This is a genomic window from Rhizobium sp. S152 (assembly GCF_030380735.1).
Lineage (GTDB): Bacteria > Pseudomonadota > Alphaproteobacteria > Rhizobiales > Rhizobiaceae > Rhizobium.
The window spans coordinates 909,939-933,685 of the sequence record NZ_JAUDRZ010000026.1; the positions used below are offsets into that span (position 1 = coordinate 909,939).

A 23,747-nucleotide genomic window follows, 5' to 3' on the forward strand; every position below is an offset into this window, starting at 1 on the left:
GAGGTCAGCGACTTACCCGAAGAACATGAATCGAAAACCGAAGCCGTTGAATCGACTTTAGAAGTCAGAACAGCCCCTCGATATACCCCTGCTCGTTGAGATAGATCCGCTCCGCCGATGGTGATTTCGGCAGGCCTGGCATGGTCATGATCTCGCCGGTGATGACGACGATGAAGCCGGCGCCGGCCGATAGCCTGACCTCGCGCACCGGCACCACGTGGCCTTCCGGCGCGCCGCGCAACGCGGGATCGGTCGAGAAGGAATATTGCGTCTTCGCCATGCAGACCGGCAGATTGCCGTAGCCCTGTTCCTCCCAGGCGTGCAACTGGTCGCGCACTGCCTTGTCGGCCGTTACCTCGCCGGCATGATAGATTTTCGAGGCCACGATCTCGATCTTTTCGAACAGCGACACCTCGTCCGGATAGAGTGGCTCGAATTTCGCCTGGCCGGATTCGGCAAGCTCCACCACCTTGTAGGCCAGTTCCTCGATGCCGGCGGAGCCTTCCGCCCAGTGCCGGCAGAGGATCGCCTCCGCTCCGAGCCGCGACACGTAGTCCTTCACCGCGGCAATCTCAGCCTCGGTGTCGGAAACGAAGTGATTGATCGCGACCACGACGGGCACGCCGAACTTTCTGACATTGGCGACATGCCGGCCGAGATTGGAGCACCCCTTCTTCAGGGCCGCCACGTCTTCCGCGCCGAGGTCCTCCTTCTTCACGCCGCCATTCATCTTCAGCGCCCTCACGGTCGCGACGATGACGGCGGCATCCGGCTTCAGCCCCGCCTTGCGGCACTTGATGTCGAAGAATTTCTCCGCCCCGAGATCGGCCCCGAAGCCCGCCTCGGTCACCACGTAGTCGCCGAGCTTCAACGCCGTCTTCGTCGCCACCACCGAATTGCAGCCATGGGCGATATTCGCGAAGGGACCGCCATGCACGAAGGCCGGATTGTTCTCCAGCGTCTGCACGAGGTTCGGCTGCATCGCGTCCTTCAAGAGCACCGCCATCGCCCCGTCCGCCTTCAGGTCGCGGGCATAGACCGGCGTCTTGTCGCGGCGGTAGCCGATGATGATGTTGCCGAGCCGCGCTTCCAGATCCTTGAGGTCGGTCGCCAGGCAAAGGATCGCCATCACTTCCGAGGCCACGGTGATGTCGAAGCCGTTCTCACGCGGAAACCCGTTGGCGACGCCGCCGAGCGATGAGACCATTTGCCGGAGCGCCCGGTCGTTCATGTCCATCGCCCGCCGCCAGGTCACGCGGCGCAGGTCGATGTCGAGCTCGTTGCCCCAGTAGATGTGGTTGTCGATCATCGCCGCGAGCAGATTGTGCGCCGAGGTGATCGCATGGAAATCGCCGGTGAAGTGCAGATTGATATCCTCCATAGGAACCACCTGCGCGTATCCTCCACCGGCTGCCCCGCCCTTCACGCCGAAGCAGGGACCGAGCGACGCCTCGCGGATGCAGACGACCGCCTTCTTGCCGATGCGATTGAGCCCGTCGCCGAGCCCGACGGTCGTCGTCGTCTTCCCCTCTCCCGCCGGCGTCGGATTGATCGCCGTCACGAGGATCAGCTTGCCGTCGGGCTTTCCCGCTTGCGCGGCGATGAAATCCGCGCTCACCTTCGCCTTGTCATGGCCGTAGGGAGAAAGCTGATCCGCCGGAATGCCGAGCTTCGTGCCGATCTCGAAGATCGGCCTTTTATCGGCCGCGCGCGCAATCTCGATATCGGATTTATAGGTTGCCATCGCAGTTCCCTCACCTGTTGCACCCGGCCACGGACGGGAATGTCCCGACCGGATACCGAAATATCCGCTCGTTGTGAAGATTCACGCCTGTCCAAGGCACAGTCCATGCCTTTGGTTTCCACAATTGACGGAATTAGGAGGCTGCCGATTCGCGAACCCCGAGAATTCTTGAAATCCAGCGGGCTGTCGCATCCGGAACTGCATTTGTCGCATGAAAAGTGCGCTCAGAACGCCGCCATTCGTACGCTACCGCACATTCGACCGTGGCAAATGCGCAACCGTATGGCGATTATTCACTGATTAAATGGGCAGATTAAAATTAATCAATGCGCACCACACTGGATAGCACTAGCAAATATATCAGCTTCCATATTTTATGGATTGGGCATGAAGGTAAGCAGGGACGCATTGATGTCGTACATGACTACCTCGGAAAGACAGATGTCTTTGTCCGCGGAAATCGGGAGTGTCAAGACGAGAGCCGAGTTCGCTCAGGCGCTCGGCAGAAGCGCGCGGGCATTCGGTTTCGAACACGTGACATTGATGAATGCCGCGACGCCGGAAAACATTTTGTCGAAGGCACTCGTTATCGAAACCACGCTGCAATCGGCCTATTTCAACCAGTTCGACCGCGCCCGGATGATGAGCGCCCCTCATTTTTCGGCTGGGCTGCACCAGTCGACGCTGCCACGTGTGTGGAATAACTTCAGCGCGACATCGCCGATCGTGCTGACAAGTGATCTTAAGGAGCTTTTGCTCTCCTACGGCATGACGATGGGCGTAACCTTCCCCGCCTATCTGGTGGACGGAGAACGCGTTGTCATATGGTATGGCGGCGATCGCGCGCCACTCGGGCAGATCGAGCTCAACGAGCTGATGATGATTACGCACCACTTGGTGGGCGCCTACAATCTCGTCAGGCAATCCGGTGCGAACGCCTCGCTGCCTACCCTTTCCGCTCGCGAGCGTGAAGTCGTGCGTTGGACGGCGCAGGGCAAGACATCGATCGAGATAGGCCAGATCCTGTCTCTCTCCGATCATACGGTCAACGCCTACATGACGAGCGCGATCCGCAAGCTCGATTGCGTCAACCGCACGCAGCTGGTCGCCAAGGCGATCCGCATGAAGCTGATCAGCTAAGCTGATCAGCGGTCGAGGACCGAGCGCATTTCCACCAGGTTCGAGCGTACACGCAGGATGTAGAAGCCCATCGTCGCCAGATGGCTGGGCATGATCCAGCCGTCTTCCCGCCCGTTCGAGATGATCGCGGGCTGGATTCTCAGCGCGGATTGGAACTGCTTGATCGTAGCATTGAAGATCGCGTTCAGATTGCGCTCCGCCACCACATTCGAGAAGTCTGACTGTGCCGCCGAAAGGATCGCGTAGTAGGCATAGAGCTGCCCGTAGGCGAACCAGAAGCGGTCGTCCGCACGCGTATCGAACCAGCCGCGGTGGTGGTTCTCAGAGCGCTCCGCCAGCATGTCCGACGTACCGCCGATATCGTTGGCGACGCGGTCGATGAACTGGATCAGATTGTCGGCACGGCCGTCGAACACCGCGTTGCAGCCGGCGAGCGAGGTGTTGAACTTGCGCAAGCTGTCCATGGCCGACCGGTAGTAGCTCGGCGATGGCGTCTTGAAGCCGAATGGATTGAAGCCGAAGTACCAGCTGTATTCGTCGAACTGCAGGTTGCCGCGCGCGCTCTGTAGGTCGTTGTTGATGCCCGACGTGCCCCGCACGCGGCCGAGCGTATCGACGAGCTCCGCCGAGGTGCGGCGAACGGCCTGGTTGATGCCGCGCTGGAACGAGGCCTTGTTGTCGAGGAACGGCGTGTGATCCCAGTCGACCCCGAAGAAGCCCATTCGATAAAGCAGCATGGAGGAGATCCATGCGTTCTGGTTGACGTTGAAATCGATGAGATCGGCCGAAACGTCGACGATCGCGGAACGCTGGCAGGTCTTCGGCGCGCCGGCCGCGGCATCGGCGGCGCCGGGCAGTTCCTGCCCGGCCGGAACCTTGCGCTCCGCAAGCCGATATTCGGCGACGAAATTCGGGTTGAAACCGCTCCACACCTGCGTCTGCCAGACGAAATAACCATACAGAACGACCATCAGCGCCACGAAGCCCAGAATCGGCAGCCGCACCAGCCAGGTCCGCTGGACATACCAGCCCCGCGCCGCCATCACCGGCCAGAAGGCCCATGCCGCAAACAGCCGCAGCCAGCGACCAATGGTTCGGCCGATCATCCTGAAGAAACCGGTGATCCGGTCGAGCATCGTCCCCTCCTCGGCCATGCCAGCCGCGCGTTCATCTCAGCACAGACATATGTGCTCGCCCCGCCGAGGACAACATGACGCTGATATTATTGTTGGTTCCGCCCTGAACTAGCGGTGCGGCAAACGAATGCGCAGCCGCGAGGAAATTTTCGTGAAGTCGATGAGCGGCGCCCCCTCCTCCACATCGTGATCTCCGGCAAAAGCAGGAAACCTCTTGTGGAAATTCGCATCCGCGTCGCGCTTGCGCATCTCAAGCTCCTGCGGCACCAGCATGTCGCGCTCGAACAGCGAGATCGGACCTGCTATATCGGGATAGATCTCCGTCGATATCCGCACCTTGGATCCGGGAACGTCGGTATCCACCTGCGCGATATAGATCAGCAGCCGCTCCTCGGTATCGATCATGACCTTGCGGATCAGAGCGTTGCAGAGCCCTGCCTGCCTGTTCAGGCCGTCCACGAACATCTCGAAAAGACCTATGAAGCGTTCGCGGCGCTGGCTGTCGTCGCGCATCCGCTTTTCGTTCTCCGAAATGTCGTCCGCCTCGGCCTTCAGAACCCGGCGCTCCTCCTCCATCCGGTCCCATTCGGCCCGGTTGCCGTAAACCCCGATACGCCCCTGCGTGGTCAGCGCCTTGGCGTTAAGCTCCCTGATGCGCATGCGGGCGATGTCGATCTCGTCGACGAGTCGACGACGGTGATCGACGATATCGACCAGCTTTTGCTCCGCCGACTTGTGCGCCTCCATTGCCATGACGCGATGCTTCTCGATGAGGCCGGCGAGTGAATTGGATTTCGACAGCAGATCGGCGAGCCGCTGCACGACAGGTGCCGCCCGCACCCGGGCGCTGTGCCGCCGCCACATTCGCTGGCGCGAGATTTTGCCGATCAGCCTCTCGCCGGCTGTGAGTCCGCGAAAACTGTCGAGATCAGCCGATACCTTCACGGTCATCGCATCCAGCCCGGACACCAGTTCAGCCAGAATATCGGTCAGATTGGCGCCGTTCGAGACAAAGCCCTGGAAGCGACCGTTCTCGGTCAGGAAGCGATCGTCGTCGGCCTGCGCGTTGTCGCGGGCGAACTCGGCGATGAAATCGGCGCAAAGCTTCGCCTCGGGCCGCAGTTCCTCCGCCAGCGCAAGCGCGGCCTCATATTGCATGTCGAAGGAAAATGGCTTGCGCACCGGATGCCCCAGGGAATCGATCGCCACGAAATTAGAGCCGTTCACCGCCAAATGGAAGCAGTTGCGGCATCAAACCGGCTCGGCGCGCCATTCCCCGTTCATGGCGTCGTCCCAGTGGCGGCGGCAGAGCGACACGTATTTTTCGTTGCCGCCCACCTCGATCTGGGCGCCCTCGTGGGCGACCTCGCCGTTCGCATCGAGGCGCACGACCATGGTCGCCTTGCGGCCGCAATGGCAGATGGTGCGCACCTCGCGCATTTCGTCCGAAATCGCCATCAGCTCCTGCGAAGCCGGAAACAGCTTGCCCTGGAAATCCGTCCGGAGGCCGTAGACCATGACCGGAATGTTCATCCGGTCGACGACGCGCGCGAGCTGCCAGATATGCTCGCGCGTCATGAAATGAGCCTCGTCGACGAACACGCAGGCGATCGGCTCGCCCTCGGCACTGAGCGCGCCGATCAGCGCCTGCAAATCGGTGTCCGGCTCGAAGGCGATGGCACTGGCCTCGAGCCCGATCCGCGAACCGATCACGCCCCTGCCGGCGCGCTCGTCGAAGGCGGCAATCAGGAGAACCACCCGCATGCCGCGCTCCTGGTAATTGTAGGAGGCCTGCAGCAGCATCGTCGACTTGCCGGCGTTCATCGTCGAGTAGTTGAAATAGAGTTTTGCCATCTTTTTCTCCGTCTTTCGCTTCTTGGAAGCTGGAAACCACGAAGAAAAGCCTCTCATTTTTATAATCACAGGAAATTGCCGCCCGAAAACCGGCGAGAACCCCTTAAATCGTTGAATTCAAGAAAAATGCCCGACGTCGCAATCGGATAGGTTAATGCGGCGCAAACGCAATGAGGTCGCTTGTCAAAGTCGGCTATTGATGATTGGCTTGGGGAATAAACGATAAAGACTGGGAGTCTTCAAATGACAACAAGCGCATACAAACTGACGACGCTTACGGCCGTTGCGGCCCTCTTTGCTGCCACCACTGCTTTCGCCGCCGAGCCGGCCAGCTGTTCAACCGTCCGCATCTCCGACGTCGGCTGGACCGACCTCGCTTCCACGAACGCATTGACGACCAACGTCCTCGAAGCTCTTGGCTACAAGGTCGATTCCAAGAAGCTCGGCGTGCCGGTCACCTATGCTTCGATGAAGAACAAGGACATCGACGTCTTCCTCGGCAACTGGATGCCGGCACAGACGGGCGCCATCAAGCCCTATCTCGACGACAAGACGATCGAAAGCCTCAGCGTCAATCTCGAAGGCGCGAAGTACACGCTTGCGACCAATGGCGCAGGCGCCAAGCTCGGCATCAAGGACTTCAAGGACATCGCCACGCACAAGGCCGATCTCGCCGGCAAGATCTACGGGATCGAAGCCGGTAACGAAGGCAACGGCATGATCAAGAAGCTGATCGACGAGAACACCTTCGACCTGAAGGGCTTTGAACTCGTTCAGTCTTCTGAACAGGGCATGCTCACGCAGGTGACGCGCGCCGACAAGGACAACAAGCCGGTCATCTTCCTCGCCTGGGCGCCGCACCCGATGAACACCGCTCATGAGGTCACCTATCTCGCTGGCGGTGACGACACCGTCTTCGGCCCGAACTACGGCGGCGCCACGGTCTACACCGTCGTGCGCGGTGGCTATGCGGCCGAGTGCCCGAACGTGGCCAAGCTGCTCTCCAACACCAAGTTCACGCTCGACATCGAGAACTATCTCATGGGCAAGATCATGAACGACGGTGAAAAGCCCGCCAAGGCCGCCAAGGACTACCTGAAGGCCAACCCGGCTGTGTTCGAGCCGTGGCTTGCCGGCGTGACCACGGTTGACGGCGGCGACGGCCTCGCTGCGGTCAAGAAAGAGCTCGGCCTCTAAGGCTCATCAAGGGCGGGAGCGATCCCGCCCTTTCTGTCTCTGCCCGGCGTGCCGGGTCGTTCTTGGCTCATGACAGAGAGGCCTTAATCTGTGGACTACCTGACCGATAACCCCATTCCGATCGGCCCATGGGCAAAGATTGCCGTCGACTGGCTGACCGACAACGGCGCCGGATTTTTCGATTTTCTCTCCGCGCTCCTGCTTTCCATCATCAACGGCATTCTGTTGGCCTTCCAGTGGCCGCATCCACTGGTCGTGGTCGCCGTCATGACCGGGTTTTCCTACTGGATGCGCCGCTCGATCCCGCTTGCCGTCTTCACCTGCGTCGGACTGCTTCTGATCATCAACCAGGGCTATTGGACGGAAACGACCGAGACGATGGCGCTGGTTCTCGCCGCGACGTTCGTCTGTATGATCATCGGCATCCCGATCGGTATCGCCGCAGCCCGCCGTCCATGGCTCAACGAGGCGATTCGACCGATCCTCGATTTGATGCAGACCATCCCGACCTTCGTCTACCTCATCCCGGCGCTTATTCTGTTTGGTCTCGGCATGGTTCCCGGTCTGGTCGCGACCGTCATCTTCGCGATACCCGCCCCTATTCGACTGACGCGGCTCGGCATCGTCTCGACACCACCCTCGCTGGTCGAGGCCGCCGAAGCCTTCGGCGCCACGCCCTCGCAGGTGCTGCGCAAGGTGGAACTGCCCTACGCCATGCCGCAGATCATGGCCGGCCTAACGCAAACGATCATGCTCTCCCTCTCGATGGTGGTTATCGCCGCTCTCGTCGGCGCGCCGGGCCTCGGCGTTCCTGTCGTAACCGCGCTGAACACGCTCAACATCCCGGCAGGCTTCGAGTCCGGCTTCTGCATCGTCATGCTGGCCATCATCCTCGACCGCATGCTGCGCATCGCCGATGAAGGAGACGTTGCATGACGGCCGTTCGCTTCAACAATGTCAGCATCGTCTTCGGCGATGACCCGCAGGCGGCGCTGGCGCTCGCCGACCAGGGCAAGAACCGCGACGAGATCGGCGCCGCCACCGGCAAGGTGCTCGGCGTCGCCGATGCCACACTCGATATCCAGGAAGGCGAAATCCTCGTCCTCATGGGCCTGTCCGGCTCCGGCAAGTCGACGCTGCTGCGCGCCGTCAATGGACTGGCGCCCGTGGTGCGCGGCGAGGTCACGGTCAACACCTCCTCGGGTCCGGTCAACCCCTACACAGCCAACGCCAAGGGCCTGCGCGACCTGCGCATGCACACGGTCTCCATGGTGTTCCAGCAGTTCGCGCTGCTGCCCTGGCGCACGGTGGCCGACAATGTCGGCTTTGGCCTGGAACTGGCGGGCGTGCCGGAAGGCGAGCGCAAGAAGCGCGTCGCCGAACAGCTCGAGCTCGTCAATCTGACGAAATGGGCGGACCGCAAGGTCAACGAGCTCTCCGGCGGCATGCAGCAGCGCGTGGGACTTGCCCGCGCCTTTGCAACAGGTGCGCCGATCCTGCTCATGGACGAACCGTTCTCCGCGCTCGATCCCTTGATCCGCACCCGCCTGCAGGACGAACTGCTCGAGTTCCAGCGTCGCCTGAAGAAGACGATCCTCTTCGTCAGCCACGACCTCGACGAGGCCTTCCGCATCGGCAACCGTATCGCCATCATGGAAGGTGGGCGCATCATCCAGTGCGGCACGCCGCAGGATATCGTCAAGAACCCTGCCGACCAGTATGTCGCCGATTTCGTCCAGCACATGAATCCGATCAGCATGCTGACGGCGCAGGACGTCATGCAGCGCGGTCTCGGCCACACCGCGGCCGGCGCCAGTGTCAGCGGCACCGCCAAGGCGGAAACGCCGCTGATCGACATCCTCGATGCGCTCGCCCGCCAGCCGGGCAGCATCGGCGTCGTCGAGAACGGCTCGATCGTCGGCACGATCTCCGCCCAGGACATCGTCAACGGCCTGACCCAGCACCGCCGCAAGGAACAGGCTTGATCCCCATCCCTGCTTCCGTCAGAAAGCGGGGATGACAGACAAACCATCCGTTCTGAGAGAAACCGACGCGGAAGCGCGCAAGCTCGCGCGCACGCTTCTGCGCTCGGCCCGCTACGCCGCCATTGCCGTTCTCGATCCCGAGACCGGCTTCCCCTTCGCCAGCCGCGTGCTCGTCGGCACCGATATCGACGGCGCGCCCGTGATCCTCGTTTCCGGCCTTTCGGCGCACACGCGTGCGCTGGAAAAGGACCGTCGCGCGTCACTTCTCACCGGCGAGCCCGGCAAGGGCGATCCGCTGGCCTATGCCCGCCTGACGACACTGTGCCTGGCCGAGCCCGTCGAGCGCGACAGCGATACGCATGCGCGAATTCGCACCCGATTTCTCGCCCGCCACGCAAAGGCGAATCTCTATATCGATTTCCCGGACTTTCGTTTCTTTCGTTTGGCTCCTCAGTCGGCAAGCCTCAACGGCGGCTTCGGCAGAGCCTATGTTTTGACCGGCGAAGACCTGCTGATTCTGTCTCCCGCCAATGAGGCGGTGGCGGCGCGAGCCGACGAGATAGTGCGAGATCTAGTAGAAAGAGACCCGAATCTCGCCTCCGCAACAGCGACCGGCCTTAAGGCGCCAAAAGGTAATTGGCGCATCTATGGCCTGGATTGCGGGGGTTTTGACCTTATTTCGGGGGATTTGTTGCTGCGTTGCGAACTGGATACCGTCGCGACCGACGTTAACGCTCTTTATTCACATATATCTAACATAAAATACTCAATACCTGAAATTTAGCTATATACAATCTTGAGACCCAATTGCTAATTTCCCTCCGCCGCCGTCCCTGATTGCGGACAGGCTTTTTTTCAAATTTGTTTCACATCGGGAAGACGATTATGGACACAATAGATTTGGCCGCCAATGCAAACGTAGCGGCCGCTTTGCTCTCGGCAATGGCAAACCCGAAAAGATTGCTGATCCTCTGTAATTTGGTGAAAGGCGAGATTCCGGTGGGTGCGCTTGCAACGCAGGTCGGCCTCAGCCAGTCGGCTCTTTCCCAGCACCTTTCGAAGCTGCGCGCGCAGAAGCTGGTCAAGACCCGCCGCGATGCGCAGACGATCTACTACTCCAGCAATTCCGCTCCTGTTCTGAAGATCCTCGAGACCCTCGAAGACATCTACGCCGTCAACAACCAGAACAAGTCTGCGGCCTGACGAATGCTCCGACATCACGTCGGTTCATAAGCCGCGCTATCCGGAGATGAACCCGGAATAGTTCGGCAACATCATTTCAGCACCTGACCATATTTGTGAACCGGCAAACCAAGGTTTGCCGGTTTTGTTTTGCAAGGCTGAAACGACAAAGGCCGCCTGCACAAAACAGGCGGCCTCGCTATATGGCGGACGGTTCGAGCTCCCGGCGTCAGGCCGCGAGGCTGCGATAGTCCATTGCGTCGAGATCGGCGATCAACCCCGGACCGGTCGGGTTCCAGTTCAGGACGCGGCGCGTCTTTTCGCTCGATGCCGGGAAATCGAGCCCGGCGAACATCGCCATCCAGCCGAAATGCGCGGCCGCCTGCTCCGCCGGGATCGAGACCACGGGAAGCTTCAGCCCACGCCCAAGCGCCTCGGCGATGTCACGGGTGGTAATCCCTTCCTCACCCACCGCATTATAGCGCGCGCCCGGCTCCGCCCGCTCGATCACCAGCCTGTAGAGCAAGGCGACGTCCGCGAGATGACCCGCCGGAAAGCGGTTGCGCCCTTCGCCGACATAGCCGACCACGGCCTTCTCCCGCGCGATTTCCACCAGCGGCGAGATCAGCCCCTGCTTGACCGTGTTGTGCACCTGCGGCAGCCGCACGACCGAGACGTTCACACCCTCGTCGAGCAGCGCGTTGCCCGCCAGTTCCGAAGCGACCCGCGGGTTGGGATGCTCGAGATTGCAGATATCCTCGCTGGCCGGCTTACCGAGCTCGGAATTGCCGAGCCCGGTTCCAGAGGTGATGACCAGCGGCCGGTTCGATCCTTTCAGCGCCTCGCCCATGGCATGGATGACGCGGCTGTCCTTCTGGCAATTCTCGACGAAGCGTGAGAAATCATGGTCGAAGGCCGTGTGGATCACGGCATCGGCCTTCTCCGCGCCACTGCGAAGGCTTTCCGGCTCCTCCAGCGTGCCACGATGAACCTCCGCACCCGCCTTTTCCAGCGCCCGCGCGCCGGCGTCCGACCGGGTCATGCCGATCACCTGATGCCCGGCCTTCAGAAGTACAGGCACGACCGCCGATCCGATGAAGCCGGTTGCTCCCGTGAGGAAGATACGCATTTGGATGTCTCCTTCTTGATGACAGGCCAACTATCGCGTATCTTTTATGCTGTTAAAGTAGTGACATTATCCTATTATAATTCTCAACAGGAATGCCATGACCGCCGAGACCAACGCCCTGGGCCTCTTCCTTCGCGATCGCCGCATGCGGCTCGATCCCGCCGTCTTCGGATTCTCCGGCCGCAGGCGCACGCCCGGCCTCAGGCGCGAGGAAGTCGCCCAGCGCGCCAACATCAGCCCCACATGGTACACCTGGCTCGAACAGGGACGCGGCGGCGCCCCCTCCTCCGATGTCCTGAACCGCATCGCGCGCGGCCTCATGCTCACCGAGCCGGAGCGTGAGCATGTCTTCATGCTGGCGCTCGGCCGCCCGCCGGAAGTCCGCTACCACAGCGCCGAGGGCATCAGCCCACGCCTGCAGCGCCTGATCGACACGCTCGACGGCAGTCCCGCGCTCGTCAGGACCGCGGCCTGGGACGTCGTTGCCTGGAACCGCGCCGCGACGTTCGTCATGACGGATTACGGCAAGCTCGCGCCCGGCGACCGCAACATCCTTCGGCTGCTTTTCGTCAAGCGCGATATCCGCAACATCCAGCACGACTGGCAGACGATGGCCCGCTTCATCGTCGGCTCGTTTCGCGCCGACGTCGCCCGCGCCGGCGCCACCTCCGAGATCACCGAACTGGTGGACGAGCTTTGCCGCACCAGCCCCGAATTCGAGGCTCTCTGGCGCGAAAACGAGGTTGTCGGCCCGAGCGAAGGCACCAAGCGCCTGCGCCATCCCGTGCTCGGCGACATCGAACTCGAATATTCCGGCTTTGCGGTCGATGGCCGCCCGGATCTCAATCTGGTCGTCTACAACCCCGTCGATCCAGCAGTGGCCGCGCGCGTCCGCGCAATGGTCGCCGAGAGCGCCGCGGCCCCTCTCTAGAAGCCCCCGCCTCTTCGCTATCTCTTCGTCAGGCCACGATTTTCTGCTATGATGTGTCGCTTTGGCATTCCGCCGGGAGGGCGGAAAAGCGGACGGGAGGAGAGCGTCGTGGACCAGACGAAAACCACCTTGCGCTACGGCATGGAGCCCGGCCTGCGTTTCGCCCAGTTGCTCGACGGACAGGGCGGCAGCCGCGCGCTGACCATGACCGAGATGTGCAACTGGACGCCGGCAGACGGCATTGCCTGGTTCCACCTCGAGCGCGACCATCCGGCCGCCGCTGCATGGGTCAGCGACAAGGCGGCGCTCGATCCTCTGGTCGTGGAAGCACTGATCGATGAGGATTCCCGCCCGCGCGTCGAGCAGATCGATGACGGCCTGCTGATTATCCTGCGCGGCGTCTGCACCGCCCCGCCCGATGAAGCGCCGCTTCCCGACGAGGAGATCGATCTGGTGCCGCTGCATATCTGGGTGGACGAGCATCGCCTGATCACCCTCCGCGACAGCGGCCATTACCTGACCGCCCTGCGCGACATCCGGCTCGCGCTCGACAAGGGCAAGGGCCCGAAGCAGGCCGGCGAACTGCTGGCCCTCGTCAGCGAAAAGCTGGTGCGCGACATCGAGCCCGTCCTCGACGCCATGGACGAAGAGGTCGACGAACTCGACGAGATGATCTTCCACGGCGATGCCGGGGCCGTGCGCGAGCGGCTGAAGCTCCTGCGCCGCCGCGCCGTGCAGCTGCGCCGCTACCTCTACCCGCAGCGCGACGCGCTCAACCGCATCGAGCACGAGGATGCCCCCTGGATCACCGAACGCGACCGCCTGCGGTTCCGCGAGGTGATCGACAAGCTGATGCGCTACATCGACTACCTCGACGCCATCCGCGACCGCACCGGCATCCTCCACGACGACCTTTCCACCGTGATCAGCGAGCGCATCGCCCACAGCTCCAACCGCCTCGCGGCACTCGCCGCCCTGCTCCTGCCGCCAAGCGTGGTGGCCGGCCTCTTCGGCATGAACGTCGGCGGCATTCCCGGCGTCAACGACGGCTGGGCCTTCCTCGCCATCGTCGGCTGCGTCACCATCGTATCCGTCGCCACGCTATGGGTGCTGAAGCGGATCAACTGGCTGTGAGGGCCGGAGGAAGAATTCCAGAAAAATCGCAATCCGAACAACAAACGCGCCCGGTCCATGGCAATCCGGACAAAAACATCGGTCCTTTTGTTATTATCTTGCGGAATCCCGCCAAAATTCCTAGAAAATCTCCCCTGCGCGCTGCGAGCCAAACATGGCCGTATCGCGTATTGATCGCATCGCCGTCGATCGTCCTTTGGCGCGGCTCCAAGCCGCGGAACGATCCGGAATGCGATCTCCCAACGCGGGTCGAAGACCCATCCAAGGAGAGACAAAATGATCCTGAAGACCCTGACGGCGGCGCTGGTTGCCTCCATCTCTTTCGCATCGCTGGCGCATGCCGACATCACCATCGGCCTCATCGCGCCGCTGACCGGCCCCGTTGCCGCTTACGGCGACCAGGTGAAGAACGGCGCCCAGACCGCCGTTGACGAAATCAACAAGGCCGGCGGCATCCTCGGCGAGAAGGTCGTGCTGAAGTTCGCCGACGACGCCGGCGAACCCAAGCAGGGTGTTTCGGCCGCCAACCAGCTCGTCGGCGACGGCATCCGCTATGTCGTTGGCCCGGTCACTTCGGGCGTCGCCATCCCGGCGTCCGACGTCTTCGCTGAAAACGGCGTGCTGATGGTCACCCCGACCGCGACCGCCCCTGACCTGACGAAGCGTGGCCTTGCCAACGTGCTGCGCACCTGCGGCCGCGACGACCAGCAGGCCGAAGTCGCCGCCAACTACGTCCTGAAGAACTTCAAGGACAAGCGCGTCGCCATCATCAATGACAAGGGCGCTTACGGTAAGGGCCTGGCCGACTCGTTCAAGGCGACGCTGAACGCCGGCGGCATCAAGGAAGTCCTCGACGACGCGCTCTCGCCCGGCGACAAGGACTTCAGCGCGCTTACCACGCGCCTGAAGGCCGAGAAGGTCGACGTCGTCTATTTCGGCGGCTACCACCCGGAAGGCGGCCTGCTCGCTCGCCAGCTGCATGACCTGCAGGTCAATGCCGTGATCATCGGCGGCGACGGCCTGTCGAACAGCGAGTTCTGGAACATCGGCACCGATGCCGCCGCCGGCACCATCTTCACCAACGCCGTCGACGCCACCAAGAGCCCCGATTCCAAGGCAGCCGCCGACGCGCTGAAGGCCAAGGGCATCCCGGCCGAAGCCTTCACGCTGAACGCCTATGCCGCCGTAGAAGTCATCAAGGCCGGCATCGAGAAGGCCGGCAGCGCCGAGGATTCCGAAGCCGTGACGACCGCGCTCAAGGCCGGCGAACCGATCGCCACCGCCATCGGCAAGCTCACCTACGGCGAAACCGGCGACCTGACCTCGCAGAGCTTCTCCCTCTACAAGTGGGAAGCCGGCAAGATCGTCTCCGCCGAGTAATTCGGCCAGTCGATACGCATAGGAACGGGCGTCTTGGGCGCCCGTTTTCGTTTGTGGGCGACGCCGTGACTATGATGTTCAGAGACACAGGCAATCCACCCGCGGTCGTCGTCCTCGGGCTTGTCCCGAGGACCTAAGCACGCCTCCGCGCACTCAACGCTCATGGACCCTGCCCCGAGCGGATCGCAGGCCTAAGCCATCACAGCCATGAACGTTGCATTCGCAGCGCCGTGCTTAGATCCTCGGGACGACGGCCGAGGATGACGCCGAGAGCGTGGCTAAGCGCGCGGATAGAACGCAAAGATTGCGTTTCGAAACGGCAGCGCCTGGCACCGATACTGCTTTGGAGTAATACCAAAACCCCACCCGCGACGTCGTCCTCGGGCTTGTCCCGAGGACCTAACCACGCCTCCGCGCACTCAACGCTCATGGACCCTGCCCCGAGCGGATCGCAGGCCTAAGCCGTCACATCCACGACTGTTGCATTCCCAGCACCGTGCTTAGATCCTCGGCACGATGGCCGAGGATGACGCCGAGGGCGTGGCTAAGCGCCCGGATAGAACGCAAAGATTGCGTTTCGAAACGGCTGCGCCTGGCACCGATACTGCTTTGGCAGTAATACCAAAACCCCACCCGCGGTCGTCGTCCTCCGGCTTGTCCCGAGGACCTAAGCACGGCTCCGCGCACTCAACGCTCATGGACCCTGCCCCGAGCGGATCGCAGGCCTAAGCCATCACAGCCATGAACGTTGCATTCGCAGCACCGTGCTTAGATCCTCGGCACGACGGCCGAGGATGACGCCGAGAGCGTGGCTAAGCGCCCGGATAGAACGCAAAGATTGCGTTTCGAAACGGCAGCGCCTGGCACCGATACTGCTTTGGAGTAATACCAAAACCCCACCCGCGACGTCGTCCTCGGGCTTGTCCCGAGGATCTAAGCACGCCTCGGCGCACGCGACGTGCATGGACCCAGCCCCGCCGTCCACAAAGCCGCATCATCCGATCCACACACCACCTCAAATGCGCTATAACCCCGATGATTCAAAACAAACCAGAGAGCCCCATGACCGAACGCCTCGAACGCCTCATCGACCAGGGAACCGGCCGCGAACCGGCCGATATCGTGCTCAAGGGCGGGCGGTTCTTTGATCTGGTGACGGGCGAACTGGTGGCGTCGGATATCGCGATCTCGGGCGACACCATCGTCGGCACCTGCGGCGGTTACAACGGCAAGACCGAGATCGACATATCTGGCCGCATCGTCGTCCCCGGCTTCATCGACACGCACCTGCACATCGAAAGCTCGCTCGTCACCCCGCACGAGTTCGACCGCTGCGTTCTCCCCTATGGCGTGACGACCGTGATCTGCGACCCGCACGAGATCGCCAACGTGCTCGGCGCCGAAGGCATCCGCTACTTCCTGGAGTCTGCCGAACAAACGATCATGGACATCCGCGTCCAGCTCTCCTCCTGCGTCCCCGCCACGCATCTGGAAACCTCCGGCGCCGACCTGCCGATCGAAAAGCTCCTGCCCTTCCGCGACCACAAGAAAGTCATCGGTCTTGCCGAATTCATGAATTTCCCCGGCGTGATCCACAAGGATCCCGTCTGCATGGCGAAGTTGGCGGCATTCCAGGGCGACCATATCGACGGCCACGCGCCGCTTCTCTCGGGCAACGACCTCAACGGCTACCTCTCGGCCGGCATCCGCACAGAGCATGAATGCACGAGCGCCGAGGAAGCGCTCGAAAAGATTCGCAAAGGCATGCACATCCTGGTGCGCGAGGGCTCCGTCTCCAAGGATCTTCACGCGCTGATATCAATCATCACCGAGCGCCTGTCCCCGCATCTGGCGCTTTGCACGGACGACCGCAATCCGCTCGATATCGCCGAGCAGGGCCACCTCGACTACATGATCCGCACCGCCATCAAACACGGCGTCGAGCCGCTCGCCATCTACCGCGCCGCCTCGATTTCGGCCGCCCGCGCCTTTGGCCTCAGAGACCGCGGCCTCGTCGCCCCCGGCTGGCGCGCCGATCTTGTAATCATCGACAGCCTGGAGAACTGCAAGGCCGAGACGATCTTTGCGGCTGGTCGAGAGGTGACACCGGAGCTCTTCGCGACCCGCAAGCCCGTTTCCCCCGTCGGCCTCGACAGCGTCAAGGCCCGCCCGGTCAACGCCGCTCACTTCGGCGTGCCGGTTGCCGATGGCGAAACGCCCGTCATCGGCGTCATGCCGGGCAAGATCATCACCGAACACCGCCGCTACCGCCTGCCGATGAAGGGCAACCAGACGGCGGTCGATCTGGATAACGACATCATCAAGGTCGCCGTCATCGAGCGCCACGGCAAGAACGGCAACCACGCCAACGGCTTTGTCCAGGGTTTCGGCCTGAAGAAGGGCGCGATCGCCTCCACCGTCGGTCATGATAGCCATAACATCTGCGTGGTCGGCGTTTCGGAAGACGACATGGCGATGGCCGCCAACCGGCTCGGCGACATCAAGGGCGGCTTCGTCGTCGTCGAGGATGGCAAGGTTACGGGCGAGATCGCGCTCCCCATCGCCGGCCTGATGAGCCTTGAGCCCTACGAGACCGTGCGCGACACGCTGCACGACCTGCGAAAGGCCGCCTACGCCCTCGGCACGACCCTCGAAGAACCCTTCCTCCAGGTCGCCTTCCTGCCGCTGCCGGTTATCCCGCATCTGAAGATATCGGACATGGGCATGGTGGATGTCGATCAGTTCAAGCTGATCGGATGAGGTCTGGGTTGGCAGATGTTGCCTACGCGGCGTGACGTTTGGTGGTCAACTCGAGCCCAAAGGCCTTGAGCACCGCCAGCGTCGTCTCCAGCGTCGGGTTGCCGTTTTCACTGAGCGCCACATAGAGATGCTCGCGCGCCAGCCCGGTTTTTCGCGAAATTTTCGTCATGCCCTTAGCGCGGGCGACGACGCCGAGCGCAGAAGCGATGAACTTCGCATCGCCCGTCTTCAGCACCTCATCGAGATAGGCTTCGACGGCCTCATCGGAATCGAGCATTTCGGCGGGATCAAAGTCGAATATCTCTTCAGTCATCGTCGTTCGTCCATTCCGAAGCAATCCGCTTCGCGATCCTGATATCGGCCTCCTGCGTGCTCTTGGAGCCACCGCACAGGAGTATGATGATGACCTCGCCTCTCCGCTTGAAATAGATGCGGTAGCCAGGCCCATAGTGGATACGCAGTTCACTGATGCCCTCCCCGACGGGTTCGGCATCTCCAACAAGCCCAGCGGCAAGCCGTTGCAAGCGCAAGGCGATGATAGCCTTTGCCCGTCCATCTCGCAGCCGCTTCTGCCACTTCTGAAACGTGGCAGTCTGTTTCAAAGTGATCATGACTGTACGTTTAAAGTTACAATTGTCAATAAAACTCGGCGCAAGCAGCGTGGGCATATCTCTCTAGGCAACCCGCGCGCAAAACCCATCCAGCGCCCCGAGCATCACCTTGTCGCCGTCAACCGTTCCCCCCATCCCCGGCATCGCCAGCCGCTCGCCAAGCACCATGCCCGCAGGCAAGCCAAACGCCGCCGGCTCGCGTGTCAGGTTGAACACAAAAAGCAGCGTCTCAACGTCTTTCTTCCGTGTGAACACCAGCAGATCCTGGTTGGTATCCAGGAAGGTCATCGAACCGTCGATCAGCGCCGGATGCTTTTTGCGGAAGGCCAGCGTGTCCCGGTAATGGCTGAGCACCGAATGCGCGTCGCCTTCCTGCACGTCGACGGACAATGCCGCCTGCTCATACGGAACCGGGAGCCAGGATTTCTCGGCCGTGGTGAAGCCGGCATGCGCCTTGGCCGCTTCCCAGGGCATCGGCGTGCGGCATCCGTCGCGGCCCTTGAAGGCCGGCCAGAAGCGGATGCCGTAGGGGTCGCGCAGGTCCTCGAAGGCGAGATCGGCTTCCGGCAGCCCCAGTTCCTCGCCCTGATAGAGGCAGATCGAGCCGCGCAGCGCAGACAGCACCGAGATCGCCAGCTTCGCGACCACGGGCCGCTCCTCCACCGTCCTGGCGAAGCGGCTGAGGTGGCGGTTGACGTCGTGGTTGGAGAAGGCCCAGCAGACCCAGCCGTCGGCCACCGATGTCTGGAAGGCATCGACGCAGTTGCGGATATGGGCGGCCGTGAAATCCGGGCCAAGCAGGTCGAAGGTGTAGCACATGTGCAGCTTGTCGCCGCCCGTGGTGTAGGCCGCAACCGTCTTCAGCGAGCGTGCCCCGTCCCCAACCTCGCCGACCGTGGTGCGCCCCTCGTAGCGGTCAAGCAGCGCGCGGAAGCGCTGCAGGAAGCCGATGTTTTCGGGCTGCGTCTTGTCGTAGAGGTGGTTCTGCATGCCATAGGGGTTGGTATCCGGCGCATCCAGCCCGCCGTCGCTGGCATCGGGCTCGTGCGGAGGGTTGTCGCGCAGGAGCCTGTCGCAGAAATAGTAGTTCACGGTGTCGAGCCGGAAGCCGTCGACCCCGCGGTCGAGCCAGAACTTCACGGTCTTCAGCAGCGCGTCCTGAACCTCCGTGTTGTGGAAGTTGAGATCCGGCTGCGACGTCAGGAAATTGTGCTGATAATATTGCCGGCGCACGCCGTCCCATTCCCAGCCCGGCCCGCCGAAGATCGACAGCCAGTTGTTCGGCGCCGTTCCATCCGGCTTAGGGTCCGCCCATACATACCAGTCCGCCTTGTCGTTGGTGCGGCTGGAGCGGCTTTCGACGAACCACGGGTGCACATCAGCGGTGTGCGAGATCACCTGGTCGATGATCACCTTCAGGCCCAGTGCATGCGCGGCCACCATCATCTCGTCGAAATCGGCGAGCGTGCCGAAGATCGGATCCACGTCGCAGTAGTCGGACACGTCGTAGCCCATGTCGGCCATGGGCGACTTGAAGAAGGGAGACAGCCAGATGGCGTCCACGCCGAGGCTGGCGATATAGGGAAGACGGCGGGTGATGCCCTTGAGGTCGCCGAGACCGTCGCCGTTGGTGTCCTGGAAGGAGCGAGGATAGACCTGGTAGATCACCGCGCCGCGCCACCAATCGGAAATTCCGCCTGTCTGCAAACCCATCTGCCGCTCTTCCCTGCCTTTTTCGAACCGCTGCCAGACTAAAGCGCGGCGCATAAAAGACAACCGGCTGGGCAAATCTTTGCCGATCACACCCCCGTGTAGGCCGTGGACCAGTTCCGCCACTGCTCCGCGCTTGTCACCGGCCTCCTCTGCGCGTATCAGCGAACAGGGACATTTCAGGGAGGTTATCAGTGGGCGGGCGTTTTCTATCGATGGGCGAATGCATGGTGGAGCTGTCGCAGGCCGGAGCCGGTCTGCTACGAAAGGGCTTTGCCGGCGACACGCTGAACACCGCATGGTATGCCCGCGCCTGCTTCACGAAGGATTGGTCGGTGGATTATTTCACCGCGCTCGGCGATGACGCCATGTCGGACGAGATGATCGCCTTTTTCCGCGAGGCTGGCATCGGCAGCGATCTCATCCGCCGCATCAAGGGCAAGGCGCCCGGGCTCTACATGATCAGCCTGAAGGACGGCGAGCGCTCCTTCAGCTACTGGCGCGAAAGCTCGGCTGCCCGCCAGCTCGCCGCCGATCCGGATCTGCTGCGCACCGCGATCGAAAGCGCCGACGTCGTCTATTTCTCGGGCATCACGCTGGCGATCCTGTCGCGCGACGACGCCGATACGCTGCTCGCCGAAGTGCGTCGCGCCAAGGCATCCGGCAAGCTCGTCGCCTTCGACCCCAACATCCGCCCGCGCCTCTGGTCGAGCTACGACGTCATGCACGCGACGATCACCGAAGGTGCGCGCGCCTCCTCGCTGGTGCTGCCGAGCTTCGACGACGAGGCCGCCCATTTCGGCGACGATTCGATCGAGGCGACGATCCGCCGTTACCGGGCGCTCGGCGTGCCTGAGGTCGTCGTCAAGAACGGCGCCGACGGCGTCACGCTGAACTTCGAAGGCGCGGAAACCTTCGTACCGGCCGAGAAGGTCGAGCAGGTGGTCGATACGACAAGCGCCGGCGACAGCTTCAACGGCGCCTTCCTGGCCCGCTACCTCAATGACCGCAACGCCCCCGAGGCCGCCCGCTTCGCCGCGAGGATCGCCGCCCGCGTGGTGAGCGAGCACGGGGCGCTGGTGGCGCACGACAAGCTGGGAATTTGAGACCGACTGCCCCTTGCCCAACCGAGTTTCTCGATCTCGCCAAAGTCCCCGACGACAAATAAAGCAGACCTATACTTGGGAAGAACGTTGATCGACGGGCTGCCTGAGTTAATACTGTTTGTAAACAGTATTTGAATCGCATTCGATTTTAGTATTTCATCCCAACGGAAATCGCATCAACACTGAAACTGAACGATGAAATACGTAAGTCTTCATGACCGTTTGTATCGTTGCTATTTTTCAGTTGAATTCAAGGTCTCCTTTGGATGGGTCTGACAATTGTAAGTGAAGTTCCGTTTGAAACGGGCTGGTCGCCGATCTCGCACATGCAGCAACTGCTGGCGGACCTGACCGATTCCAAGATTGAGGATGTCTCGCAAAGCAAGAGCAATCGGCTGAAGTCGCTGTATTACCGATATGCGCCGAGACCTTACTCGACGGATGATCGTGTCGCCTTGTTCATTACGACGAGCGCCATGGAAGCCCGCAAGTTTGTGCCTGTCGCCAAGGCGCTCGGAGGATTTTCCCGCACCGCGATCTGGATCATCGACAGCTTCTGGACGGACGCCGCGGTTCAGGAAAGGAAACTGATCGACAGGCACTTCGACATCGTGGCCTACATGCAGTCCTACGACGACGAGCTTTACCGGAAGCTGTTCGGTGATCGCGCGCTCCGGCTGGAATGGGGCAGCGACGCGCTCAATCTCGGTACGGCGGGTGCGGACAGGGAAGTAGATCTTCTCAGGATGGGCCGGCAACCCGCCGATTGGGAAGACGACGACGTGACCATGCAGGATTGCGCGAATAGAGGCATCAGGTTCCGCGGACGGCCCCCCCTTCTATCCAAGGTCGATGACTTCCCTGAACTGATGCGCGCCCATTACAGCAGGACGAAATACGTTCTCGCGAACTCCAACATTGCAGCCCCGGCGCCATACACCCACCCCACGAAGGCTTATATGACAGGGCGTTGGACCGATGCGCTTGCCTGCGGCGCCACGGTCGCGGGCATTCCTCCGGAAGGCGATATCGCCCTGCTCGACTGGCCGGAGGCGCTGCTGAGGTTTCGCAATCTCGACCGCCGCGACGGCCTCGATCAGCTCCAGTCCGCGTTGGCCGACTGGACGCCGGCCGTGGCCGCGAGAAATCATCTGGGCGCTTTGCGTCAACTCGATTGGCGTTGGAGATTTGCAAAGCTTCTGAACGCGCTTGACGTCAAGTCCCCACGGCTGGACAAGGAAATGCAGGCGCTTCGGGATAGGATTCAGCAGGTGGAGACGCTGCCGTATGGCAACGTCGGTCAGACCTAAAGAAGTGTGATGATCTTTGCCAGCGCCGCGACGACCTTGGCGACTGTCTCCGCCGTTTTGACGAGATCGGCGATCTCCTGACTGAGTTCGTCGAGCCTCTGCTTCGACTGTTTCATCGCAGCGGTGAGTGCCTGGTACTGCTTCGAACTGGTCTTGAGCTGTGCGGCGGTCAAGGCATCCAGCTCGTCCTTGAACATGTTGGCCTCATCGATACATCGCGCAGCCGCAGCGCCATCGACAGCGTTGCCGCTGGCCTCGGTCATTGTCAGCATGCCATTCACGATACGATTATATGCGGTCCTGTAACTCGTCATGGTCATCCCTTTGCGGATAGAAACGGTTCGACTGCCGCCTGCAGTTCCTTTGCCGCTTCGATGAAGCGCTCCAGGGTGAGCGGGTCCGGTTTGTTCTCGGCGAGCTCCTTGTGCGCGGCCACAAAATTATCGAGCAGCGTTTCATAGGGTGGCCTTTTTCCCGGCGCGGCGGGCAGGAAGGGTTCGACGGCGGCGTCCATTTCCTGCCGATCCTTCAGGAACTCCCGATAAGCGCGATAGCGTGCGCCTGTGTCGGCCGGGCTATGGGACGCGCGCGCGCCATGGATTTTTGCAAGCGCGACTGCCTGCTGTGCCTGCCATGTCTTGTGTAGCCCGGCTATGTTGTCGGCCATCGCCGCGAAATCCGCCGCCAGCAGTGCCCTTCCCTTGACGATCGACGGATGGGCTTTCTCGACGATCCGCTGTATTCGCCGATATTGCATTTCGGTGATGGCCTTTCGCGCAACGAGCAGCGTAGCGTCGGAAACCGGGCCGTAATTGCTGGTCTTGGCGGTAGCGGGAATGACGCCGTCGACCGTCTTCTGAAGATTGCCGAGAGCCGTCCCGAGATCGTCTCCAGCGACGCCGGCCGCGGCTTTCGCTAGGGCGGCGCCGTAGTCGGCGAGCGCCTGCGCAAACGCAACGCGCTGGTTCCACTGGCTGTCGACGTCTGAGGGCTTGGTCCTTGGCGGAGGAAACTTGTAGGGCGCATCGCCCAAAGAGAATAGGTAGGCTTGCTGCTCGATATAGTAGCGCCCATCCATTGTCCGCCGCATTGCGCCGGTACTCTTGGCCGCGTCCGCCACCGCCGTCGTGGCCACGCCGAACGTCTGGATATCCTCGGCGTCGATATTCGCGCAGCCGGCAAGAGCCGTGGCCGCAAGCAATGCAAGCATCCGCAATCGTTTCAACATGAATTGTTCCCCTGACCTCGCCAAGGGATAGCAGATTGCTGATTGCAAACAACAAATCGACCACAGTCAGGAATGGCGCAAACGGTTGTAGGCGCGTGTAGCAGGGGCTGTAATATTTCCATCATCGACCACAGCGACAATAGCGGCGCGGGAATCGATGGCCGGCGCCCGCCCGGCATGGTGCGCCTATCGAGGGCGCGGATGGAAACC

At 61.8% G+C, this 23,747-nt stretch carries 22 protein-coding genes; 12 read left to right on the forward strand and 10 right to left on the reverse strand.

Annotated elements, in window-relative coordinates:
• Nucleotides 1–64: 64 nt before the first annotated feature.
• Nucleotides 65–1,744 (reverse strand): formate--tetrahydrofolate ligase, encoded by a 1,680-nt coding sequence (locus QTL95_RS23565; RefSeq protein WP_289722302.1) that lies wholly within the window; start codon nt 1,742–1,744, stop codon nt 65–67.
• Between the two features lie 411 nt (nt 1,745–2,155).
• Here QTL95_RS23565 and QTL95_RS23570 point away from each other — a divergent pair, with 411 nt between their 5' ends.
• Nucleotides 2,156–2,884 (forward strand): helix-turn-helix transcriptional regulator, encoded by a 729-nt coding sequence (locus QTL95_RS23570; protein ID WP_289722303.1) that lies wholly within the window; start codon nt 2,156–2,158, stop codon nt 2,882–2,884.
• Nucleotides 2,885–2,889: 5 nt separating this feature from the next.
• Here QTL95_RS23570 and QTL95_RS23575 read toward each other — a convergent pair whose 3' ends face one another.
• The 3 genes from QTL95_RS23575 to QTL95_RS23585 form a co-directional block, all read right to left on the reverse strand.
• Nucleotides 2,890–4,020, reverse strand: a complete 1,131-nt coding sequence (locus tag QTL95_RS23575) for a DUF2333 family protein (protein ID WP_289722304.1) — start codon at nt 4,018–4,020, stop codon at nt 2,890–2,892.
• Nucleotides 4,021–4,128: 108 nt separating this feature from the next.
• Nucleotides 4,129–5,202, reverse strand: a complete 1,074-nt coding sequence (locus QTL95_RS23580; protein ID WP_289722457.1) for a hypothetical protein — start codon at nt 5,200–5,202, stop codon at nt 4,129–4,131.
• A gap of 69 nt (nt 5,203–5,271) precedes the next feature.
• Nucleotides 5,272–5,874 (reverse strand): thymidine kinase, encoded by a 603-nt coding sequence (locus QTL95_RS23585; protein WP_289722305.1) that lies wholly within the window; start codon nt 5,872–5,874, stop codon nt 5,272–5,274.
• Nucleotides 5,875–6,117: 243 nt separating this feature from the next.
• Here QTL95_RS23585 and choX point away from each other — a divergent pair, with 243 nt between their 5' ends.
• From choX to QTL95_RS23610, 5 genes are all read left to right on the forward strand, one after another.
• Nucleotides 6,118–7,071, forward strand: coding sequence for a choline ABC transporter substrate-binding protein (gene choX / locus QTL95_RS23590; RefSeq protein ID WP_289722306.1), 954 nt, complete (start codon nt 6,118–6,120; stop codon nt 7,069–7,071).
• 90 nt (nt 7,072–7,161) lie between these two features.
• On the forward strand, nt 7,162–8,007 hold the full coding sequence (choW, locus tag QTL95_RS23595) for a choline ABC transporter permease subunit (protein ID WP_289722307.1): 846 nt from the start codon (nt 7,162–7,164) through the stop codon (nt 8,005–8,007).
• Nucleotides 8,004–9,056, forward strand: coding sequence for a choline ABC transporter ATP-binding protein (choV, locus tag QTL95_RS23600; protein WP_289722308.1), 1,053 nt, complete (start codon nt 8,004–8,006; stop codon nt 9,054–9,056). Before choW ends, choV begins: the two co-directional genes overlap by 4 nt.
• A 31-nt stretch (nt 9,057–9,087) precedes the next feature.
• Entirely contained in the window at nt 9,088–9,840 is a 753-nt protein-coding gene (locus tag QTL95_RS23605; protein ID WP_289722309.1) for a HugZ family pyridoxamine 5'-phosphate oxidase, read from the forward strand.
• A gap of 101 nt (nt 9,841–9,941) precedes the next feature.
• Nucleotides 9,942–10,259, forward strand: coding sequence for an ArsR/SmtB family transcription factor (locus QTL95_RS23610; protein ID WP_289722310.1), 318 nt, complete (start codon nt 9,942–9,944; stop codon nt 10,257–10,259).
• A 208-nt stretch (nt 10,260–10,467) separates the two neighbouring features.
• On the opposite strand, the gene QTL95_RS23615 is transcribed toward QTL95_RS23610, so the two are convergent.
• On the reverse strand, nt 10,468–11,367 hold the full coding sequence (locus QTL95_RS23615; RefSeq protein ID WP_289722311.1) for an SDR family oxidoreductase: 900 nt from the start codon (nt 11,365–11,367) through the stop codon (nt 10,468–10,470).
• Nucleotides 11,368–11,464: 97 nt separating this feature from the next.
• Here QTL95_RS23615 and QTL95_RS23620 point away from each other — a divergent pair, with 97 nt between their 5' ends.
• The 4 genes from QTL95_RS23620 (at nt 11,465) to ade (ending at nt 17,572) form a co-directional block, all read left to right on the forward strand.
• Complete coding sequence (locus QTL95_RS23620) at nt 11,465–12,298, forward strand: helix-turn-helix transcriptional regulator (protein ID WP_289722312.1); 834 nt, start codon at nt 11,465–11,467, stop codon at nt 12,296–12,298.
• A 141-nt stretch (nt 12,299–12,439) separates the two neighbouring features.
• The gene (locus QTL95_RS23625; RefSeq protein ID WP_289722458.1) at nt 12,440–13,432 is read left to right on the forward strand and encodes a CorA family divalent cation transporter; all 993 of its coding nucleotides are present in this window, start codon (nt 12,440–12,442) and stop codon (nt 13,430–13,432) included.
• A gap of 276 nt (nt 13,433–13,708) precedes the next feature.
• Entirely contained in the window at nt 13,709–14,812 is a 1,104-nt protein-coding gene (locus tag QTL95_RS23630; RefSeq protein WP_289722313.1) for a branched-chain amino acid ABC transporter substrate-binding protein, read from the forward strand.
• Between the two features lie 1,062 nt (nt 14,813–15,874).
• Complete coding sequence (gene ade / locus QTL95_RS23635; protein ID WP_289722314.1) at nt 15,875–17,572, forward strand: adenine deaminase; 1,698 nt, start codon at nt 15,875–15,877, stop codon at nt 17,570–17,572.
• A gap of 22 nt (nt 17,573–17,594) precedes the next feature.
• Here ade and QTL95_RS23640 read toward each other — a convergent pair whose 3' ends face one another.
• The 3 genes from QTL95_RS23640 to bglA all read right to left on the reverse strand — a co-directional run bounded on the left by QTL95_RS23640 (nt 17,595) and on the right by bglA (nt 19,896).
• Entirely contained in the window at nt 17,595–17,885 is a 291-nt protein-coding gene (locus QTL95_RS23640; RefSeq protein WP_289722315.1) for an addiction module antidote protein, read from the reverse strand.
• Nucleotides 17,878–18,183 carry a type II toxin-antitoxin system RelE/ParE family toxin gene (locus QTL95_RS23645; RefSeq protein WP_289722459.1) on the reverse strand — a complete coding sequence of 102 codons (306 nt, stop codon included), beginning with the start codon at nt 18,181–18,183 and terminating at the stop codon, nt 17,878–17,880. Before QTL95_RS23645 ends, QTL95_RS23640 begins: the two co-directional genes overlap by 8 nt.
• 63 nt (nt 18,184–18,246) lie before the next feature.
• Nucleotides 18,247–19,896, reverse strand: a complete 1,650-nt coding sequence (bglA, locus tag QTL95_RS23650) for a beta-galactosidase BglA (RefSeq protein ID WP_289722316.1) — start codon at nt 19,894–19,896, stop codon at nt 18,247–18,249.
• Nucleotides 19,897–20,087: 191 nt separating this feature from the next.
• Between bglA and QTL95_RS23655 the strand changes: the two genes are divergently transcribed.
• On the forward strand, nt 20,088–20,999 hold the full coding sequence (locus QTL95_RS23655; protein WP_289722317.1) for a sugar kinase: 912 nt from the start codon (nt 20,088–20,090) through the stop codon (nt 20,997–20,999).
• 266 nt (nt 21,000–21,265) lie between these two features.
• Nucleotides 21,266–22,309, forward strand: a complete 1,044-nt coding sequence (locus QTL95_RS23660) for a hypothetical protein (protein ID WP_289722318.1) — start codon at nt 21,266–21,268, stop codon at nt 22,307–22,309.
• Here the strand turns inward: QTL95_RS23660 and QTL95_RS23665 are convergent.
• On the reverse strand, nt 22,306–22,623 hold the full coding sequence (locus tag QTL95_RS23665) for a hypothetical protein (protein ID WP_289722319.1): 318 nt from the start codon (nt 22,621–22,623) through the stop codon (nt 22,306–22,308). The genes QTL95_RS23660 and QTL95_RS23665 overlap by 4 nt on opposite strands.
• 2 nt (nt 22,624–22,625) lie before the next feature.
• Entirely contained in the window at nt 22,626–23,537 is a 912-nt protein-coding gene (locus tag QTL95_RS23670) for a hypothetical protein (RefSeq protein WP_289722320.1), read from the reverse strand.
• Between the last annotated feature and the right edge of the window lie 210 nt (nt 23,538–23,747).

Bases quoted from the DNA above. Each gene is read 5' to 3' on its own strand.
- QTL95_RS23570 (WP_289722303.1), top strand. From the start codon at position 2,156: ATGTCGTACATGACTACCTCGGAAAGACAGATGTCTTTGTCCGCGGAA.
- choX (WP_289722306.1), top strand. From the start codon at position 6,118: ATGACAACAAGCGCATACAAACTGACGACGCTTACGGCCGTTGCGGCC.
- QTL95_RS23620 (WP_289722312.1), top strand. From the start codon at position 11,465: ATGACCGCCGAGACCAACGCCCTGGGCCTCTTCCTTCGCGATCGCCGC.
- QTL95_RS23665 (WP_289722319.1), bottom strand. From the start codon at position 22,623: ATGACGAGTTACAGGACCGCATATAATCGTATCGTGAATGGCATGCTG.
- QTL95_RS23640 (WP_289722315.1), bottom strand. From the start codon at position 17,885: ATGACTGAAGAGATATTCGACTTTGATCCCGCCGAAATGCTCGATTCC.
- QTL95_RS23575 (WP_289722304.1), bottom strand. From the start codon at position 4,020: ATGCTCGACCGGATCACCGGTTTCTTCAGGATGATCGGCCGAACCATT.
- ade (WP_289722314.1), top strand. From the start codon at position 15,875: ATGACCGAACGCCTCGAACGCCTCATCGACCAGGGAACCGGCCGCGAA.
- QTL95_RS23605 (WP_289722309.1), top strand. From the start codon at position 9,088: ATGACAGACAAACCATCCGTTCTGAGAGAAACCGACGCGGAAGCGCGC.
- bglA (WP_289722316.1), bottom strand. From the start codon at position 19,896: ATGGGTTTGCAGACAGGCGGAATTTCCGATTGGTGGCGCGGCGCGGTG.
- QTL95_RS23670 (WP_289722320.1), bottom strand. From the start codon at position 23,537: ATGTTGAAACGATTGCGGATGCTTGCATTGCTTGCGGCCACGGCTCTT.
- QTL95_RS23630 (WP_289722313.1), top strand. From the start codon at position 13,709: ATGATCCTGAAGACCCTGACGGCGGCGCTGGTTGCCTCCATCTCTTTC.
- QTL95_RS23585 (WP_289722305.1), bottom strand. From the start codon at position 5,874: ATGGCAAAACTCTATTTCAACTACTCGACGATGAACGCCGGCAAGTCG.
- choV (WP_289722308.1), top strand. From the start codon at position 8,004: ATGACGGCCGTTCGCTTCAACAATGTCAGCATCGTCTTCGGCGATGAC.
- QTL95_RS23615 (WP_289722311.1), bottom strand. From the start codon at position 11,367: ATGCGTATCTTCCTCACGGGAGCAACCGGCTTCATCGGATCGGCGGTC.
- QTL95_RS23660 (WP_289722318.1), top strand. From the start codon at position 21,266: ATGGGTCTGACAATTGTAAGTGAAGTTCCGTTTGAAACGGGCTGGTCG.
- QTL95_RS23565 (WP_289722302.1), bottom strand. From the start codon at position 1,744: ATGGCAACCTATAAATCCGATATCGAGATTGCGCGCGCGGCCGATAAA.
- QTL95_RS23625 (WP_289722458.1), top strand. From the start codon at position 12,440: ATGGAGCCCGGCCTGCGTTTCGCCCAGTTGCTCGACGGACAGGGCGGC.
- QTL95_RS23645 (WP_289722459.1), bottom strand. From the start codon at position 18,183: ATGATCACTTTGAAACAGACTGCCACGTTTCAGAAGTGGCAGAAGCGG.
- QTL95_RS23610 (WP_289722310.1), top strand. From the start codon at position 9,942: ATGGACACAATAGATTTGGCCGCCAATGCAAACGTAGCGGCCGCTTTG.